This window comes from Ensifer adhaerens, from assembly GCF_001270265.1.
In the GTDB taxonomy this organism is placed as follows: Bacteria; Pseudomonadota; Alphaproteobacteria; order Rhizobiales; family Rhizobiaceae; genus Ensifer; species Ensifer adhaerens_B.
This window is the reverse complement of sequence record NZ_LGAP01000043.1, coordinates 1-15,044: the sequence shown is the minus strand read 5'-3', so window position 1 is coordinate 15,044 and position 15,044 is coordinate 1. Positions and strand designations below refer to the sequence as shown.

The 15,044-nt window shown below is 64.2% G+C and carries 14 protein-coding genes and 1 riboswitch; of the genes, 2 read left to right on the top strand and 12 right to left on the bottom strand.

Annotated elements, in window-relative coordinates:
- Window positions 1-62 precede the first annotated feature (62 nt).
- Together AC244_RS32220 and AC244_RS32215 are read right to left on the bottom strand one after the other, a co-directional pair.
- A complete protein-coding gene (locus tag AC244_RS32220; protein ID WP_053252901.1) occupies window positions 63-731 on the bottom strand; it encodes a DUF5074 domain-containing protein in 669 nt (222 codons plus the stop codon).
- Window positions 732-740: 9 nt separating this feature from the next.
- Window positions 741-1,961 carry a hypothetical protein gene (locus AC244_RS32215; RefSeq protein ID WP_053252900.1) on the bottom strand — a complete coding sequence of 407 codons (1,221 nt, stop codon included), beginning with the start codon at window positions 1,959-1,961 and terminating at the stop codon, window positions 741-743.
- Between the two features lie 109 nt (window positions 1,962-2,070).
- On the opposite strand from AC244_RS32215, the gene AC244_RS32210 reads away from it, so the two are divergent.
- Entirely contained in the window at window positions 2,071-2,346 is a 276-nt protein-coding gene (locus tag AC244_RS32210; RefSeq protein ID WP_053252899.1) for a hypothetical protein, read from the top strand.
- A gap of 56 nt (window positions 2,347-2,402) precedes the next feature.
- On the opposite strand, the gene AC244_RS32205 is transcribed toward AC244_RS32210, so the two are convergent.
- The 10 genes from AC244_RS32205 to AC244_RS32160 form a co-directional block, all read right to left on the bottom strand.
- Complete coding sequence (locus tag AC244_RS32205; protein WP_053252898.1) at window positions 2,403-3,164, bottom strand: MBL fold metallo-hydrolase; 762 nt, start codon at window positions 3,162-3,164, stop codon at window positions 2,403-2,405.
- A 202-nt stretch (window positions 3,165-3,366) separates the two neighbouring features.
- On the bottom strand, window positions 3,367-4,059 hold the full coding sequence (locus AC244_RS32200; RefSeq protein ID WP_053252897.1) for a redoxin domain-containing protein: 693 nt from the start codon (window positions 4,057-4,059) through the stop codon (window positions 3,367-3,369).
- Between the two features lie 279 nt (window positions 4,060-4,338).
- Window positions 4,339-5,892, bottom strand: coding sequence for a caspase family protein (locus AC244_RS32195; protein ID WP_234717098.1), 1,554 nt, complete (start codon window positions 5,890-5,892; stop codon window positions 4,339-4,341).
- A 501-nt stretch (window positions 5,893-6,393) separates the two neighbouring features.
- A complete protein-coding gene (locus AC244_RS32190; RefSeq protein ID WP_053252895.1) occupies window positions 6,394-6,657 on the bottom strand; it encodes a hypothetical protein in 264 nt (87 codons plus the stop codon).
- Window positions 6,658-6,824: 167 nt separating this feature from the next.
- Entirely contained in the window at window positions 6,825-9,686 is a 2,862-nt protein-coding gene (locus AC244_RS32185) for a mechanosensitive ion channel family protein (RefSeq protein ID WP_321166247.1), read from the bottom strand.
- Window positions 9,687-9,759: 73 nt separating this feature from the next.
- A complete protein-coding gene (locus AC244_RS32180; protein WP_053252894.1) occupies window positions 9,760-10,320 on the bottom strand; it encodes a DUF924 family protein in 561 nt (186 codons plus the stop codon).
- Between the two features lie 229 nt (window positions 10,321-10,549).
- On the bottom strand, window positions 10,550-11,548 hold the full coding sequence (locus AC244_RS32175) for a FecCD family ABC transporter permease (protein WP_414735985.1): 999 nt from the start codon (window positions 11,546-11,548) through the stop codon (window positions 10,550-10,552).
- Window positions 11,549-11,712: 164 nt separating this feature from the next.
- The gene (locus AC244_RS32170) at window positions 11,713-12,666 is read right to left on the bottom strand and encodes an ABC transporter substrate-binding protein (RefSeq protein WP_053252892.1); all 954 of its coding nucleotides are present in this window, start codon (window positions 12,664-12,666) and stop codon (window positions 11,713-11,715) included.
- Entirely contained in the window at window positions 12,663-13,511 is an 849-nt protein-coding gene (locus tag AC244_RS32165) for an ABC transporter ATP-binding protein (RefSeq protein ID WP_234717096.1), read from the bottom strand. The genes AC244_RS32170 and AC244_RS32165 overlap by 4 nt, the downstream gene beginning before the upstream one ends.
- Complete coding sequence (locus tag AC244_RS32160) at window positions 13,495-13,908, bottom strand: DUF1636 family protein (RefSeq protein ID WP_053252890.1); 414 nt, start codon at window positions 13,906-13,908, stop codon at window positions 13,495-13,497. Before AC244_RS32160 ends, AC244_RS32165 begins: the two co-directional genes overlap by 17 nt.
- A gap of 107 nt (window positions 13,909-14,015) precedes the next feature.
- Window positions 14,016-14,232: riboswitch (cobalamin riboswitch) on the bottom strand.
- Between the two features lie 232 nt (window positions 14,233-14,464).
- Between AC244_RS32160 and AC244_RS32155 the strand changes: the two genes are divergently transcribed.
- Window positions 14,465-14,758: a DUF1330 domain-containing protein gene (locus AC244_RS32155; protein ID WP_053252889.1), complete on the top strand. Its 294-nt coding sequence runs from the start codon at window positions 14,465-14,467 to the stop codon at window positions 14,756-14,758.
- Window positions 14,759-15,044: the final 286 nt, after the last annotated feature.

Below are 15,044 nucleotides of genomic sequence, written 5' to 3'. Positions count from 1 at the left end.
GGGCGTTGCCGAGCGCTCGATGAGCGGCTCAGTGCGATCGGCGCCCCTAGGATGAGGATGGACTATTTGCTGCTGGCACTGCGGTTGGCTGCGGCAGTTCGCTTCGGCCGACGGATGGCTCTGACCTTGCCGCTTGCGCCGCCGCCGCAGAAGAAGCGATCGCCGCCATCGGCCTCGAGCCCCGACACGCCCGTGCCGGCCGGCATGTCCAGCCTCTCCAGCACCTCGCCCGTTTGCGGATCGATGCGCCTGACATCGCTGTCGTCCCCTTCCCAGGTGCCGTGCCACAGGTCGCCGTCGACCCAGGTGACGCCGGTGACGACGCGGTTGGACTCGATCGTGCGTAGGATGGCCCCCGTCTCCGGATCGATCTGATGGATTTTTCGACCCCGATGCTGCCCCACCCAGAGCGTGCCTTCCGCCCAGGCAAGGCCGGAATCGCCGCCATTGCCCGGAGCCGGGATCGTCGAAAGCACGCGGCCGGTCTTCGGATCGATCTTCCGGATGCAATCCTCGGCGATCTGGAACAGGTGCTGCCCGTCAAACGCCGTGCCCGCATGGGCGGCGACCTCGATGGAGCGCACCGTCTGCCCGCTCTCGGGGTCGAGCGCATTCAGCTTATCGCCGGAGGCAAACCAGACGTGATGGCCGTCGAAGGTAACGCCATGCACGTGGTCGGCACCGGGAAAGGGGCCATATTCGCGGAGAATTTCGGCGGAGCTTCGTTTCATCATTTCATCCTAATCGCTCGGCAGCGGACCGGGGAGTAACAACACTGTCGGGAAACCCGGCATCGGCGGCATCATCCAGCGGCGCGCGCGCCCCTGCCCGATCGACTGCACCTTGCCGGCGGCGCTAAGTGCGTCAAGCGCCCGCTGCACCGTGCGCGGGCTGGCGCCAAGCGCAATCGCCAACGCCGAGCTCGCCCACGCCTCGCCATCGGCGAGAAAGGCAAGCACCGCGCCATGCTGTCCTTCGGCTGGTGGCGTCAGCACGGCGACCTCCCGGGCGTGCAGCGGCATGAGCGCAAAACCGCGCGCCGTCGCGCTTACCTCTGCCACATCCCGTAGCTCTGCCCGAAGCCGCCCGATTTCGACGCGCAGCCGGGCGCGGTGCGATTCATCGGCGTGCCTGGCCCGGAAGGCGCGGGCGAGAAGCACGCTCCTCGGCGCATCCCCGGGCCAGGCTTCGGCCAGCGTCCGGGCGAGCGCAAAGAGAACCGGGCGCGTCGCGAGCGACACGATCCTGTCATCTACCCGCACGACATGGCGGCATGCATCGACGACCAGTGCGCCGGACGCCAGCAGCGCCTCGACCTCCTCGAGCAACAGCGCCCTCTCCTCGCCACGGGCGATCAGGCGTGCAACCGGTGTGTCGAGGGCGAGAGATGCGCCTTCGACTTCGGCGATCAGTGCCGGGACACCCGCTTCGCGCGCCGCCTCTCGGGCCTGCACCAACGCCTGACGCGCCACCTTGGTGCGCAAGCGCCGAATGGCGATGCCCGTAACAATGAGAGCATGGGCGGCCCGCGACGCGGGCGGCAACGGCGCCGGGTCGAAACCGGCAAGCGCCCGCTCGGCCTCGTCGAGGCGGCCGATCAGCACCAGACGGCGGACCTGGAGATTGCGCGCGTGAGCCGCGTTGGCGCGATCGCCGTGGGCCTCGAGCGTCATGCGCGCCGTATCGAGCGCCTTCGCTGGCCAGCCGAGATCGCGCGAAACGAGCGCAATCTCGGCTTCGGCGACGACACATCGCGCCCGTGCCACCGCCTCCCTCGGACCGAACGCGCGAGCAGCGCTTTTCAGCAAAACCTTTGCGCGCGTGAAATCACCGAGCTGCGCCATCGCGATCCCGCGCAGCGCCAGCGCCGGCGCGTCGTCGCGAAGTGCTACGCGTTTCAGCGCGCCGAGCGGATCGCCTGCCGCCAGCGCCCGCGCTGCAGCCGTGATCAGTGAGTCCATGGCAATCCCGCCAAACTTGTAACTCCCGTCCTCTCGGCACCCGGCGCTAACTGTAACCGAAGGATAGCCACGCGCCCCACAACACCGACCAACGAATGGATAGCCGAAAATGTCGTCGCACAGAACCGGAACGATTGAAGGGTGGCGAAGCGCGATAGCGCTTGGTTTGGCCGATCGGCTTTCACTCCTCGCCAGTCCGACCTTCGCGATCATGGCGCTGCTGACCGGCATCCTGAGTGCCGGCGAGCAGGGCATGCTCTGCACAGCCTCGCCGGCGTCTCCGCTGACGGGAATGGTCGCAATGTACGGGCTGATGAGTGCCTTCCATTCCGGGCCGTGGCTAAGACTGATCGCCGGGCAGCGGGGCTCGGCCCATCGTCCGTGAAGCGCGTCTCCTATCGAAAGGACAGTGTGACAACGGCAGACGCTGGGGCGAGCCAATCACTTCGCGGACTTGTCCAGCACCAGCACATCGCCATCGGCCGGGATCAGCAGTTTCGCCGCGGAAATGCCGCGCGCCTCGGCCGCCGCGCGCAGATCCCGCCGGCTGATCGTGGCGTGGTCGAGCGCCTCCATGTGAGTGGCGACGACCACCGCATCGCCTGACGTTTCGCAGACGGCGACGGTTTCCTGCGCGTCCATGACGATCAGGTCGCCGTCCCAGCGCGCGCCGCAGGAATGGGTGACGATGATGTCCGGCCTCGTCTCGGCGATCACGCTTGCCACCGGTGGATAGAGTACGGTGTCGCCGGCCCAATAGACCGAAGGCTCGCCCTCGCCCTCAAGCGTCAAGCCCATGACCGGGCCCATCAGCTCGACGACCGGCCCAAGACCGTGGCTGCCTTCGCGCCGCGTCAGCGTCAGCCCCTGCCAGCTGGCGCGATCGGTGAGCGGGGTAACATCGGTAAAACCCGCCGCGCGGATCTCCCCTTCGTCGCCTGGCTGACAGAAGATCGGCAGATGCTTCGGCAGGCGCTCCTTGGCCACGCTGTCGAAATGGTCCGAATGCAGGTGCGAGACGATGACCAGCTCGACGCCATCAAGGATCGTCTCGATCGCGACAGGCAGTTCGACCATCGGGTTTTCCGACCGATTGGCGAAGGATGGCAGGCTGTGTTTCGGCGCCAGATAGGGATCGATCAGGACGGTGCGTCCGGCATAGTCGAGCTTCAGGGTGGCGTTGCGGATCAGCTGCAGTTTCATGGGGTGCATCCTCTGGCGGCGAGCAGTGTTTGAAGGTAGCCGGATCGTTGCGATTGCGGCGGTAAAATCAAGCCCCGAAATGCAGCCGTGTGCCGGCCACTCAGGCAGCGCTAGATCAAGCTTCGGTCATCGGCGCGACTGAAACATCGCGCATGCAGGAGGCCGTCGCTTTCGCCACGGCGGCGTCCATCATCGCCGTGCCCTACTTGGCTGAAGAAATCGCGATATCTTTTGCGGCGGCGATGATCCGCTCAGCAGTCGGAAAGGTCCCGAGGCCCTCCGGGCCGTTGCGCGCCTCGACCTCAGCCCAGGCAATGCTGCCCGATGCATCGACGAGGAAATGGCCGACGAGCTGGGTGCCGTGGTTCTCAAAAATCGAGCGGTCGACGTCCAGCAGCTCGAAGCCATCCTTGGCATTGAGCACGGTATTGGCCTCCATCGGCTGCGTCGGCTCGGCCATTTCGCCGAACGGGTTGATACGCGCGGCGGCGAACTGTTCGAAGGTGGTGTGGAAGGGCCATTGCGGCTTCTCCTCGCTGTCGGCTGCCGCGAAGACGACGCGTGGCACGCCGAAGTCGCGATGCGTGCGGCACTCTGGATCGCACAGCACCGTCACCGGCGTCGGCTGGAACTGGAGATAGAGCCGCGCCCGCTCCACCGGCGTGTTGATCACGGCCAGCGTCTCGACGCCCGCCTCGAGCAAGGCGGGCTGGAGCGCGGAAAACTGCCGCAGCTGACGCCGGCAGAACGGACAATGCAGACCGCGAAACAGCCCGATAAGGAAGGGCCGGCCACGCAGGCCCGCAAGCGAGACCGCGTCCTCGGCATTGGCTGCGGGCAGCGAAAACGCTGGGGCGGCGTCCCCCGGGCGCAGTGCAGGAAGCTCATTCACCATGGACAACCGTCCTCCTCCCAGAGCAATTCCAGCAAAAGTGCAGAGCGGTTCTGCGTCCGGAATTGCGTACAAACAAAGAGATAGAGCGTTTCCACGATTCCGTCGGTACCGGAAACGCTCTACTGCATAATTCCTTAAATCGGAGCCGATTTAGGGAGAAAATTATGCAGCAAATTTATAGCGTTACAGCGTCCTTGGCACGCCATACTTGGCGCGCGGCGCTGTCATGTCACCCGCCGCTCTGGTCGTCTCGTGACCATGACGGCTTGCGCGGTGCACTCACCGCCAGTCGCAATCCCAGGGCTGCCCACGGGCGGCCCGGCGGCAAACGAAGGTGCGGCCACAGGAATGCGTGGCCGATCTCACCGTGCGTCCGCGCCCCGTGCCGCGCTCCAACGTCTGCCGGGCGGCGAGCTGGGCGCTGGCCGGGCAGCCAGCAAAACTCTTTCGCTTGGCGTCATCAGGCGCAGTGATGGCGTTCGATGGTGTCTTTTTGGCCGGCGTCTCGCCGGTGCTGCGCGTCGTCGATGGCTCCGGCAGCTTCGCATCGCGCTTGATGTCGACGCAGCGACCACCCCTCAGCTGCTGGTTCTGGGCGCAGACGAGTGGGCAGATCCGTGCCTTCTGCGTCCGCAGCCGCACCAGCACGTCACCAGACGGTTCGAGGGCCGCAAGCTCGACCTTGCTGAGCCTGGCGAACTGCTCCAGCGCCCGGCGGCTGCCCAAACCCCAGAGCCCGTCTTCGCTGCCGGCGCGGCAGCCGACGCGGTTCAGCTCCTTCTGGATCGAGCGTACCAGTTCGCGGTCGGTCTCGGCCGTTTCAAGCACCGGCGTTTCGGTGGTCGGCGGTGTCAGTGCGGCCACTTGCTCGGTTGCAGCCGCCTCGCCCGCCGCACGCTCGATGATCCTGATCTTCGCCTTGGCCAGAGAAACGAACGTACCGGCGGGATATTGCTGCAGATAGGCGTCGAACAGGTCCCGGTCGCTCGAATCCTTGATCGTGTCCCAATAGGCCAGCTCGGCGGCATTGTCGCTCTTGCCGCTCACGCCCGATGCGGCGGGTTCCGGCGTCGTCGACGGCTTCAGCACCACCTCGCCGGTCAGAGAGGAATTGTCCCAGGGCACCTGTTTGCCGCCGGTCGCCTCCAGCACGTCGCGGCGCACGTCGATCAACTCGCGGGTAATGTCCCGCCCCGGTTTGCCGAGATGGCGAAGCAGAGCGGCAGTGAAGGGCGAGTTGCGCCCGGCGCCATCGAGCGCGACGTTGCCGGGCTGGGTGGCAAAGGCGATCAAGGAGCCGATGCCGGTGCCGACCTTTGCCAGCCCCCGGCCGATCGAGCTGGAGCGCGTGCCCATCGAACGAGCAAGATTGACCGCCAGCGGGTTGTCGCGGCAGGCATCGAGAAACACCAGATTGACCCGGGTGCTGCGCTCCATCGCCGAAAGGATCAGGTTCATCGGCACCGCCTCGAATTCGAGGTCGATATAGGAAAGAAGCTTGGCATCGACAGGAGCGATGTAATTCTCGCCGTTCACCTGCAGGCCGTGCCCGGCATAGTAGAACAGCGCCAGGTCGGCGCCGTCGAGCTTGCCGACGAAATCACGGATCGTGTTGCGGACGCCGGCAAGATCGAGGTCGCGGCCAACGACGACCTCGAAGCCGAGATCTCTCAGCTTGGCCGCCATGTCGCCGGCATCGTTGTCGGGGTTGGGCAGCGTCGGCACATGCTGATAGGCCGAATTGCCGATGACCAGCGCCACCCGCTTTTCGGCAAGCGCCTGCGAACAGATCAGCACCAGGAAGACCGTCATGACCATGCGAAGGCAATGCATGTCATACCCCCCGGACATGCCCATCCATGTCCCTATTGCCTGTTTCCTTAAACCGTTGCCGATTTAAGGATAAAAACATGCAGCAATTCAAAGCGCTACAGCGACCTTTGCGCGTACGATGATACACGCGGCGCTGTAGTAAGTCGCCTGCCCCGCCGCCGCGCATCCGCCGATGGTCTGAAGGGTGCGGTCCATTGCCGACCCTGTCAATGCGGTCGGCCCGCCACTCCAACACCCGTTCTGCACGAAAACACGTGTAGGGCTCGTCCCTGGATTAACGGGCCATGGCGGCATTTCATTCAATTGCCAAATGGGATTAGGGCGTTCTAGCCCTTTCGGTTTACGGCACCGTGGACGTCAATTTTCACAGCCGTGCAGCAGGCGCCAGTACGAGAGCGCTTCTCAGGAAACCCGCCGGCTTGCCTGCCGACGATCGCTCGAAACGGAAACGGCGCCGGGTGATCCCGACGCCGTTCGAAATTCCGTTATGAAGAGGTGCTTTTACTTGACGATCGCCGAACCGTTGACGATCTCGACATTCTCGTCGCCCTGCAGGCCGATGCGGTCGCCGCTCGGTGTGGTGACGAAGCAGCCGCTGGGGCAGATCATCTCCGTGGCGCCGGCGTCGATCGCCACTTCCATGCGGCTTTCACCCTCGACGACAACCAGAACAGCAGTCTCGCCATCCTTGTTCGTGACAGTCGCGGCCGAAACCGCCGCTGCCGCCAGCACGCCGGAAAGCAAAGCAATCACAAATGTCTTCATCGCCCATCGTCGCCCGCGGCGCCGCCCTTTTGTCCAGCCAGCCGCCCCGTCGGATTGCGACGGTGGCTCCGGCCACCTCTTCAGCCCGTGACAGCCTAGACCGTCAAAAGAAGAATTGCATGCTTTTTATCGCGGGCAGGCTGAATAGCGGCTGAACGCTCCGTTTATCAGCGGTTGGGGTTTGAGCGGCGGCTGGAAGCGCGGCGCTTGCCGCCTTCCTCTTCACTTTCTTCGTCAAGCGGTGCGGCGGAGGCAGCTTCTTTCTTTGGGGCAGCAGCCCTCGCCTCGGCCGACGTTGCGCCCTTGGGCTCGCCGACCGTCTCCGGTTCGTGGCTCTCGATGCCGGTCTGGTCCTCGATCGGCACATCCTCGATCTTCAGCGGGAACGGCGCGCCGATGCCCTCGTCGCGGAAGCGCTCGTAGATGGCGACACGAAGGTCGTTGCGCACGCCGCCGCCGGTGAGCACATCGGCCACGTAGATCCTAAGCTCGAAGGTCATGCGTTCTTCGCCAAACGCGGTAAAGCCGACGGTTGGCGACGGGTTCTTCAGCACCATCGGGTGGGCGCCGGCGATCTCGGCGAGCAGATCCATGATCCGCCGGGGGTCGCTGGCATAGGTGACGGTCACCGCGATCTCCGAACGGCCGAGCTTGTTGCGGTGGGTCCAGTTGCCCACCGACGCGTTGATCAGCAGCGAGTTCGGCATCATGATCGACTGGTGCTGGAAGGTCTCGATCTCGGTGGCTCGCACCGAGATGCGCTTGACGAAGCCCTCGGTCGTGCCGCTGACGATCCAGTCGCCGACCTTGAACGGGCGCTCGACCAAAAGGATGAGGCCCGAGACGAAGTTCGAGACGATGTTCTGCAGGCCGAAACCGACGCCGAGCGAGAGGGCACCGGCGACAAGCGCGAGATTGGAAAGATCGATGCCGGCCGCCGAAACGCCGATCAGGCCGGCAAGCCCGACACCGATATAGCCGATGCCGGTGCGGATCGAGTTCCTGACGCCCGCATCCACCCGGCTGCGCGCCATGACGTTGCCGTCGATCCAGCGCTGCACCCAGCGGGTGACGATATAGCCGAGCACAAAGAACAGGACGCCCGCCATGATGCCCATGAGCGAGATGGTGATGGTGCCGATCTTGATCTCGGTGACGGCGCGATAGGTCCAGGATTCGATGTCGGCGACCTGGAAGCCCCACTGCAGCAGGATCAGCGGGATGAAGAACAGGATCACCAGCGCGTAGATGCCGAGGCCGGCCATCAGGCCAACCTGGTCGAGCCCGACCTGTTCCAGCTTGAAGCGGCGTTCGAGATAGCGCCCGGCCAAGGTTTCGGCAAAGGCACCCTGACGAGAGACCGCCTTGCCGGTGAGGAAGCCGATATACATCATCACGAGGATGGCGCCGGTGATGATGATCTGAGTGGCGATGAAGCGGGACAGGCCGACATAGCCGGAAGCAGCCGCGATGATCAGCGACGCGCCGGTCAGCATCAGCCCGATAGAGACGATACGCGGCCAGGGGCGGCCCGGCGCATCGAAGGGCTCGTCGCGCTTGAGCGTCGGCTTGATCCAGGCGGAGGCAATGATGATCAGGCCGATGACGACCGAGGCGATGAAGCTCTTCACCACCGTCAGCACGACGGGCGAGCCGAGCGCCTCGCTGACGCCGCCGAACATGTAGTCCAGGCCGTTGACCAGCGCCATGGCGAAGATGGTGATCAACAGCACCTTGGCGCCGCGGTCCGATACGCGCACCAGGCGCCACCGCGAATCCCACGGCGACAGCACCGCATTGGCGAGCGTGGTGACGAAGAACCCGACCACAGTCACCGCAAGCGCAATCGCGATGATCGGCGTGATATCGGAACGCAGCACATTGAAACTGTGCAGGAAGAAGAAGCTCGATACGGCAAAGGCACCGGTCGAAATGGTCGGAATGAGCGTCGACCAGAAGGCAACCGACAGGCGCCGGAAATAGCTTGGTTCCTCATCGGACTTGTCGTGATGGATATAGGGCGAAAACAGCTTGTTGCTGCCGACGAGGAAGACCATTGCCGCACAAATCGACAGGAAGATCGCGGTCAGCAATGGAATCCGCTTGTAGTTCCAGACGAAGGTCAGCCAGCTCATGGTGCTGCGCGACAGCACCTTGGTTTCATTCGCCGTCGCCGACAGCGCCTCATCGAACATCTCGATCGACACATCGGTGTTCTTCAACAGCGTGTTGGAAAACAGCGCGCGCCGGGTGGCGGTGATGCCGTTCGACAGCTTCGTCGCCTGGACGGAAAGGCTCTCGGCCTCCCCGGTCAGCGCATTGATCTCGCCGCGCTCGGCAAGCAGCCGCTTGCGCTCGGCGGTCACGATGTCGGCTTCCGGCGGCTGCCCCTCGCCCGGCGGATCGCCGAGTTCGGTCAGCCGCGCCTTGATCTCGTCCAGCCGCGGGCGCGTGGCGATCGAGGTCGAGATGATCTGCTTGCCGACCGCATCGACCTGCACCTTGAGTTCGGCAAGCGCGATGTCGTCGTCACTGGCCTTGGCAATAAGGTCCCTCAGCCGCTTCAGTTCCTTGCCGGCATTGGCCAGTTGCTCCGCCGTCTGGCTCTGGCCGGCATCGGCCGCAATAGTGGCGTCGTTCGACTGCGCCGCGTCCTGCACGGGTGTCGGCGCATTCTGGGCGGGTTGCGCCGCGCCGCCTGCGGGTTGCTGCGCATTCGGTGCCGGCTGCGCCTTGCCATCATCGGCGGCCGGCTGCACGTTCTGCGCAGGCGCGCCGCCCTGGGCGGGCTGGGCGCCGTTCTGCGCCGGCTGATTATTGCTCTGGGCCGGGGCTTGAGCAGGCGTCTGGGCAGGTTGCGTCGTCGTCTGCGCCGGCTGGGCATCTTGCGCCACGACGGCGCCGGCACCGGCCAGCGAAAGCAGGCAGACAGAAACAGCGAGCAACTTTCCCACGAAATGCAATTTCAAAACCCTCAAAAGCCCAAACCACGCCCCGGATGCGGAATCGCCCCTGGCGGTCGTCACAATGCGGTTTGAATACGAAAGACGGCGGAAAGATGCAAAGGCATGGGAAATCATGCCTTCGCCGCCCCTCAAACCGTCAGAATCCTGCGCCCGGCTGCGCCAGGTAAGTCAGTTCGGCCGCCGTCGACGTCCGCCCGACGAAGGCGTTGCGATGCGGGAAGCGGCCGAATTTCTCGATCACCTCGCGGTGCCGGATCGCATAGTCGATATACATGGGATCGCCGAGCTCGGTGAAGAGCTTCAACGCCATGGTCTGGTCCGTCAAGTTCTCCGAATGCTCGAAGGGCATGTAGAAGAACGCCCGCCATTCCGGACGAACCGCCATGTCGGCGCCGGCGCCGACGGCGAGCTTGGCTTCCCGGAGCGCCAGACCATCGGTCGCAAAGGCGAGCGGCGTGGCGCGATACATGTTGCGCGGCAGCTGATCGAGAAGCACGATCGCCGCCAGCCGGTTCTCCGGGGTCGCCCGCCAGACGTCGCCGATCTCCCGCGCAAGCGCGAGGTGCGATGACTGGAAGCGCTGGAAGCAATGTTCGTCGAGTTCGCGCGTCGGCTTGAACCAATGGTCGAGCGACAGTTCCTCGAACCAGAATTTCAGCACTTCATCCGGGGTGCAGGCCTCAGCTTGATAGGTCATTCGCTCCTCATGTCGCAGTGGGGACGATCGCCCCGGGGATCAGGGCCTAGGGTCCTGACCTCGGGATCAGGGCCTAGGGTCCTGACCTCGGGATCAGGGCCGAGGGTCCTGACCTCGGGATCAGGGCCTAGGGTCCTGACCCCGGGATCAGGACTTGAGTTCCTGACCCTGGAAATAGGCGGCAATCGCATCTTTCGATGCAGATGGCTAATACCAACCTGCGCTGGTATTACGCGCGCCGCTTCAGAATGGCAATAAAGGCGATGCCGCCGACAAGCCCGGTGACGACGCCGATCGGCATGTCCTCGGGCGCCATGACGACGCGGGCAACGAGATCGGCCGAGATCAGCACCAGCGCGCCGACGAGGGCGGAAAGCGGGATGACCCGGACATTGTCGCTGCCGGCAAACAGCCGCACGAAATGCGGCACCATCAGCCCGACGAAGCCGATCGCGCCGGAGAAGGCGACCATGACCCCGGTCAGAAGTGCCGTGACGACGAAGAGCACGAGGCGAAACCGGCGGACGGGAATGCCGAGCGTCGTTGCCGTCTCGTCGCCCATGGCAAGTGCGTTGATCTCGCGCGCTCGAAGCACGAGATAGCTAAGGCAGGCGGCCAGCACCACGGCGGGATAGATAAGGTGCGGCCATTGCGCGAGCCCGAGGCCGCCGAGCATCCAGAAGATCACGGTGTGCACCGCCCTTGGATCGCCAAGGAAAATCATCAGGTTGCCGATCGACGTCAAGGTGAAGGCGACAGCAACGCCGGAAAGCACCAGCCTGTCGGCGTTGGTGCCGAGCACCCGCGTGACGAGAGCCACGAGCGCGGTCGCGACCAGCGCGCCGGCAAAGGCAAACAGCGGCACGGTGGCAAGGCCGAGGATCAGGCCGGTGTGCAGGAGCGCGATGATTGCGCCGAGCGCGCCGCCGGAAGAGACGCCGAGCAGATGCGGGTCGGCAAGCGGATTGCGGGTGACGGCCTGAAGCACGGCGCCGGTCAGCGCCAGCCCGGCCCCAACAAGCCCGGCAAGGACGACGCGTGGCAGACGCACATCCCAGACGATGCTTTCGCGGCCGGCCGACCAGGCGACCTCGACGCTGCCGGGAGACAGTTTCGAAGCGATGATCGACCAGACGGTCGAGACCGGGATCGGCGCTGAGCCCAATGAGACGGCGACAGTGATCGTCAGGCACAACAGCAGCAGCGCCGCGAGAAAGGCGGTCGTGATCTTCACAGTCCGTCCCTGGTCAGATGTTGCAGATGAAAGGGCGGAAGCAGGCCGCAAGGCACGCTCCCGCTACGGCGCCAAAGAAGCTGTAACCATCCAAACTTGCTGCATAATTTCCTCCTTAAATCGATGCCGACTTAAGGAATTGTGCAGCAGGTTCCCGGTTACATCGCCTGAGCGTGAAAGGCCTTGGCGAGCCGCGCGATGGCGTCGATGTTGCGCGGACCCGGCGTCGCCTCGACATAGTCGAGCACCACGAAGCGGTCGTTCTTCACGGCATCGATATTCCTAAAGGCGGGATTGCTCTTCATGAAGGCGATCTTCTGCTCGGCAGACACCTCGCCATAGTTGACGATCACCACCACTTCCGGGTTCTTGTCGATCACCGGCTCCCAGGAAATCTCCGTCCAGCTCTTCTCGACATCGTCCATGACGTTGACGCCGCCAGCCGCCTCGATCATCGCCGTCGGGATGCCGAAACGGCCCGAGGTGAACGGCTTCTCCTCACCGGAATCATAGACGAAGACCCGGGTCGGGCGCTCGATGCCGCCGATGCCCGCAGTGATCTTGTCGAGATCGCGGCGATAGCCGTCGACGAGCGCCTGAGCCCGGTCCTCGACGCCGAAGATGCGGCCGAGATTGAGGAGATCGACGAACATGTCGTCCATGACAGGCTTGCCCTTGGCCATGATGTGGATGCAGGATTCGGTCAGCTCATAGACATTGATCTTGAAGGGCGCGAGCGTTTCCGGCGTCACCTCGCCGCCGACCTTCATGCCGTAGTTCCAGCCGGCAAAATAGAAATCGGCGTCGGCATTGAGCAGCACTTCCTTGGTCGGGTATTTCTCCGCGAGCTCCGGCAGCGCCTTGACGCCCTTGCGCAGCTTTTCATCCAGCGTCTTCCAGCCGGAAACGCCGGTATAGCCGACCATGCGGTCCTGCAGCTTCAGGGCCAGCATCATTTCGGTGAGGTTGACGTCGTTGGCGACGGCCCGCTTGGGCGCCGCATCGAAGGTCACCTCGCGGTTGCAGCTCTTGACGGTGACGGGATAGGCAAGCGCCGGCGTTGCGGCAAGCGTCAGGAGCAAAAGGGCGGAGCTGGCGAAAAAGGTCTTCATGATGGCATCGATCCCTGTCGAGCGAGTGAAAAGGAAAAGCGCGAACCGCTGGTAACGGCATTGTTGTGGGCAGTGGCGGTAACGCCGAAGGCGGCGGAAAGCGCCTGCGGGTTGAGCACGTCTTCGGGCGAGCCGAAGGCCGTCATGCGCCCCTCCGTCAGGATCGCCACGTCGGTGGCGAACTCGGCCGCCAGGTTGATGTCGTGCAGCGTGGTGACGATCGTCAGCTGCAGCGTCTGCAACAGGTCGAGAATTTCGAGCTGGTGGCGGATGTCGAGATGGTTGGTCGGCTCGTCCAGGATGATGATGCGCGGCTGCTGGGCCAGAGCCCGGGCAATCAGCACCCGCTGCTTCTCGCCGCCCGAAAGTGTGGAGAATTGCCGTCCGGCAAGGTGGGTGAGATCGAGATGCTCGAGCGCATGCGCCACCGTCTCACGGTCCCTGGCGGTCCAGCCGCTCATGCCTTCCCGCCGGGGAATGCGGCCCATCATCACCACGTCGCGCACGCTGAAGGGAAAATCGCTGGGCATTTCCTGCAGCACGACGGCAATGATTTTGGCCGCCTCGCGCGCCGTCATCGCCCAGATGTCGACGCCATCGACCTCGATCGAGCCCGCCGTCGGCTGGGCGGAGCGATAGAGGCAGCGCAGCAGCGAGGTCTTGCCGGCGCCGTTCGGGCCGAGAATGGCAAGGCGGCTGCCGGGCACAATGGCAAAGTCGACCTCGCGGACCAGCCGCAGGTTCGGGCGCGGGCCCCAATCCAGGGCGCGGACCCGAAGGCCGGCCCCTGTCGCGGTGCAGCTCATCGGCTCGTCCCTTCCCGCGCGCTCATTGGAAATGCCCACCAATGTCTTCGGAGACCAGCAGCGCTGCCGGAATGCGCGCCAGCGTCTTGCCGTTGAGCCCGCGCGGCCGCTCGGCCGCCCGCGTCATGCCATCGTTGCGCCCGGCATAAGCAGTCGCGAAGGAAACGAGATCGTCGATATCTTCTTCCGGCGAGATATCGCCGAAGAGGTAGGTCGCCTTTCCCGTTGCCTGGAAAGCGATGGTGCAAGGCCTGGTGCAGGCGGCCATGCAGACCGTCCCGGCGATGGAAAAATCCCGGTCGAGCGGCTCGCCGAGCGCGGCGATGCTGCGGTTCAGCCGCTGGATCAGATCCGCGCCCGGCCGGCAGGGGCCGCCGGTGAAGCGGCAATCGGTGCAGACCGTTATCTTATGCTGTCGGGATGCCGGATTGGCCATATCTCTTCTCCGCCGGATTGGTCCGGAGAGAATGTGGCAAAGCGGTCTGATGACGGATGACCGTCGCGCAAAAACCAGTTCTTTTCCATCGGAACACCCCGTCCGTTGTGGTTGATCGGTTCGATGGCAGGTCTCCTGGCTCGCGGGTCGCGGCGCATCCACGTCTTCCCGGCTGATCGCCAGTGACATGGTGTGAATGCGCTTTCCGCTCACAGTTGCGGGGGCAGCCACGGTTTCGGCCCCATTCGGGTCGTCCGTTCCGTGTTCCCTTTTCAGCCGCTTCCGCATTGTCGCGGTCGCAGCACCATCAAAGCCTTCGTCGCACACTTCGGCGGAGGTGACAACCGCCGGAACGGTTCGGGCAAGGCATATCAACATGCGGCTTTTGGTCATGCGCTTTTGTTACGAAATAACATTACATAGCTCAACAAAAACATATGGCAGAAACGAAGGGCGGCAAAGGCCTCCCTTTGTCTGCCGGGTTCGCTAGCGAACTCGCCCGGAACGGCCAACGAGCGTATCCTTCGATAGCGCCGGTGTGGAAAGGAGATCTACCATGGCAGCCTATCTGATTGCGGATGTCGAGGTCACGGATGCCGCGGCCTTTGAGCAATACATACAGGAGGTGCCGGCAACGGAAGCGCGCTATGGCGGTCGATATTTGGGCCGCGGTGGCTCGACCCGGGTACTCGAAGGCGACTGGGAGCCGCACCGGCTCGTCATCGTCGAGTTCCCGGACATGCATTCCTTGCTCGAGTGGTACAACTCGCCGGAATATCAACGTCTCAAGGCGATCCGCGAGCGCTGCGCCAAGACGCGGATCATGACGCTGGAGGGTGTCGCCGCTTAGGAAGCGGTTCCAGCGCAGCGTCCTGATGGCAATCAGCGCAACGGTATTGGAGGTTCCGGGAAAGTCGCGGTATGGAACTCCGAGTGATCGGCCCCGGTTGAGTGATGGACCCAGTCCAGAAGAGTGTGCCCTGCCTCGGTCCAGCGCCCAAATATGCGACATTCCTAAGAAACAATCAGGCGGGCGTTGGCGCGGGCTGTAGGACATACCCAAGCGACTTTGCCCTCCGCTGGAGATTAGTCAGGATGCGTCGGCGGTAATTCTCCTCGTAGTGGGAGGCTCCCGG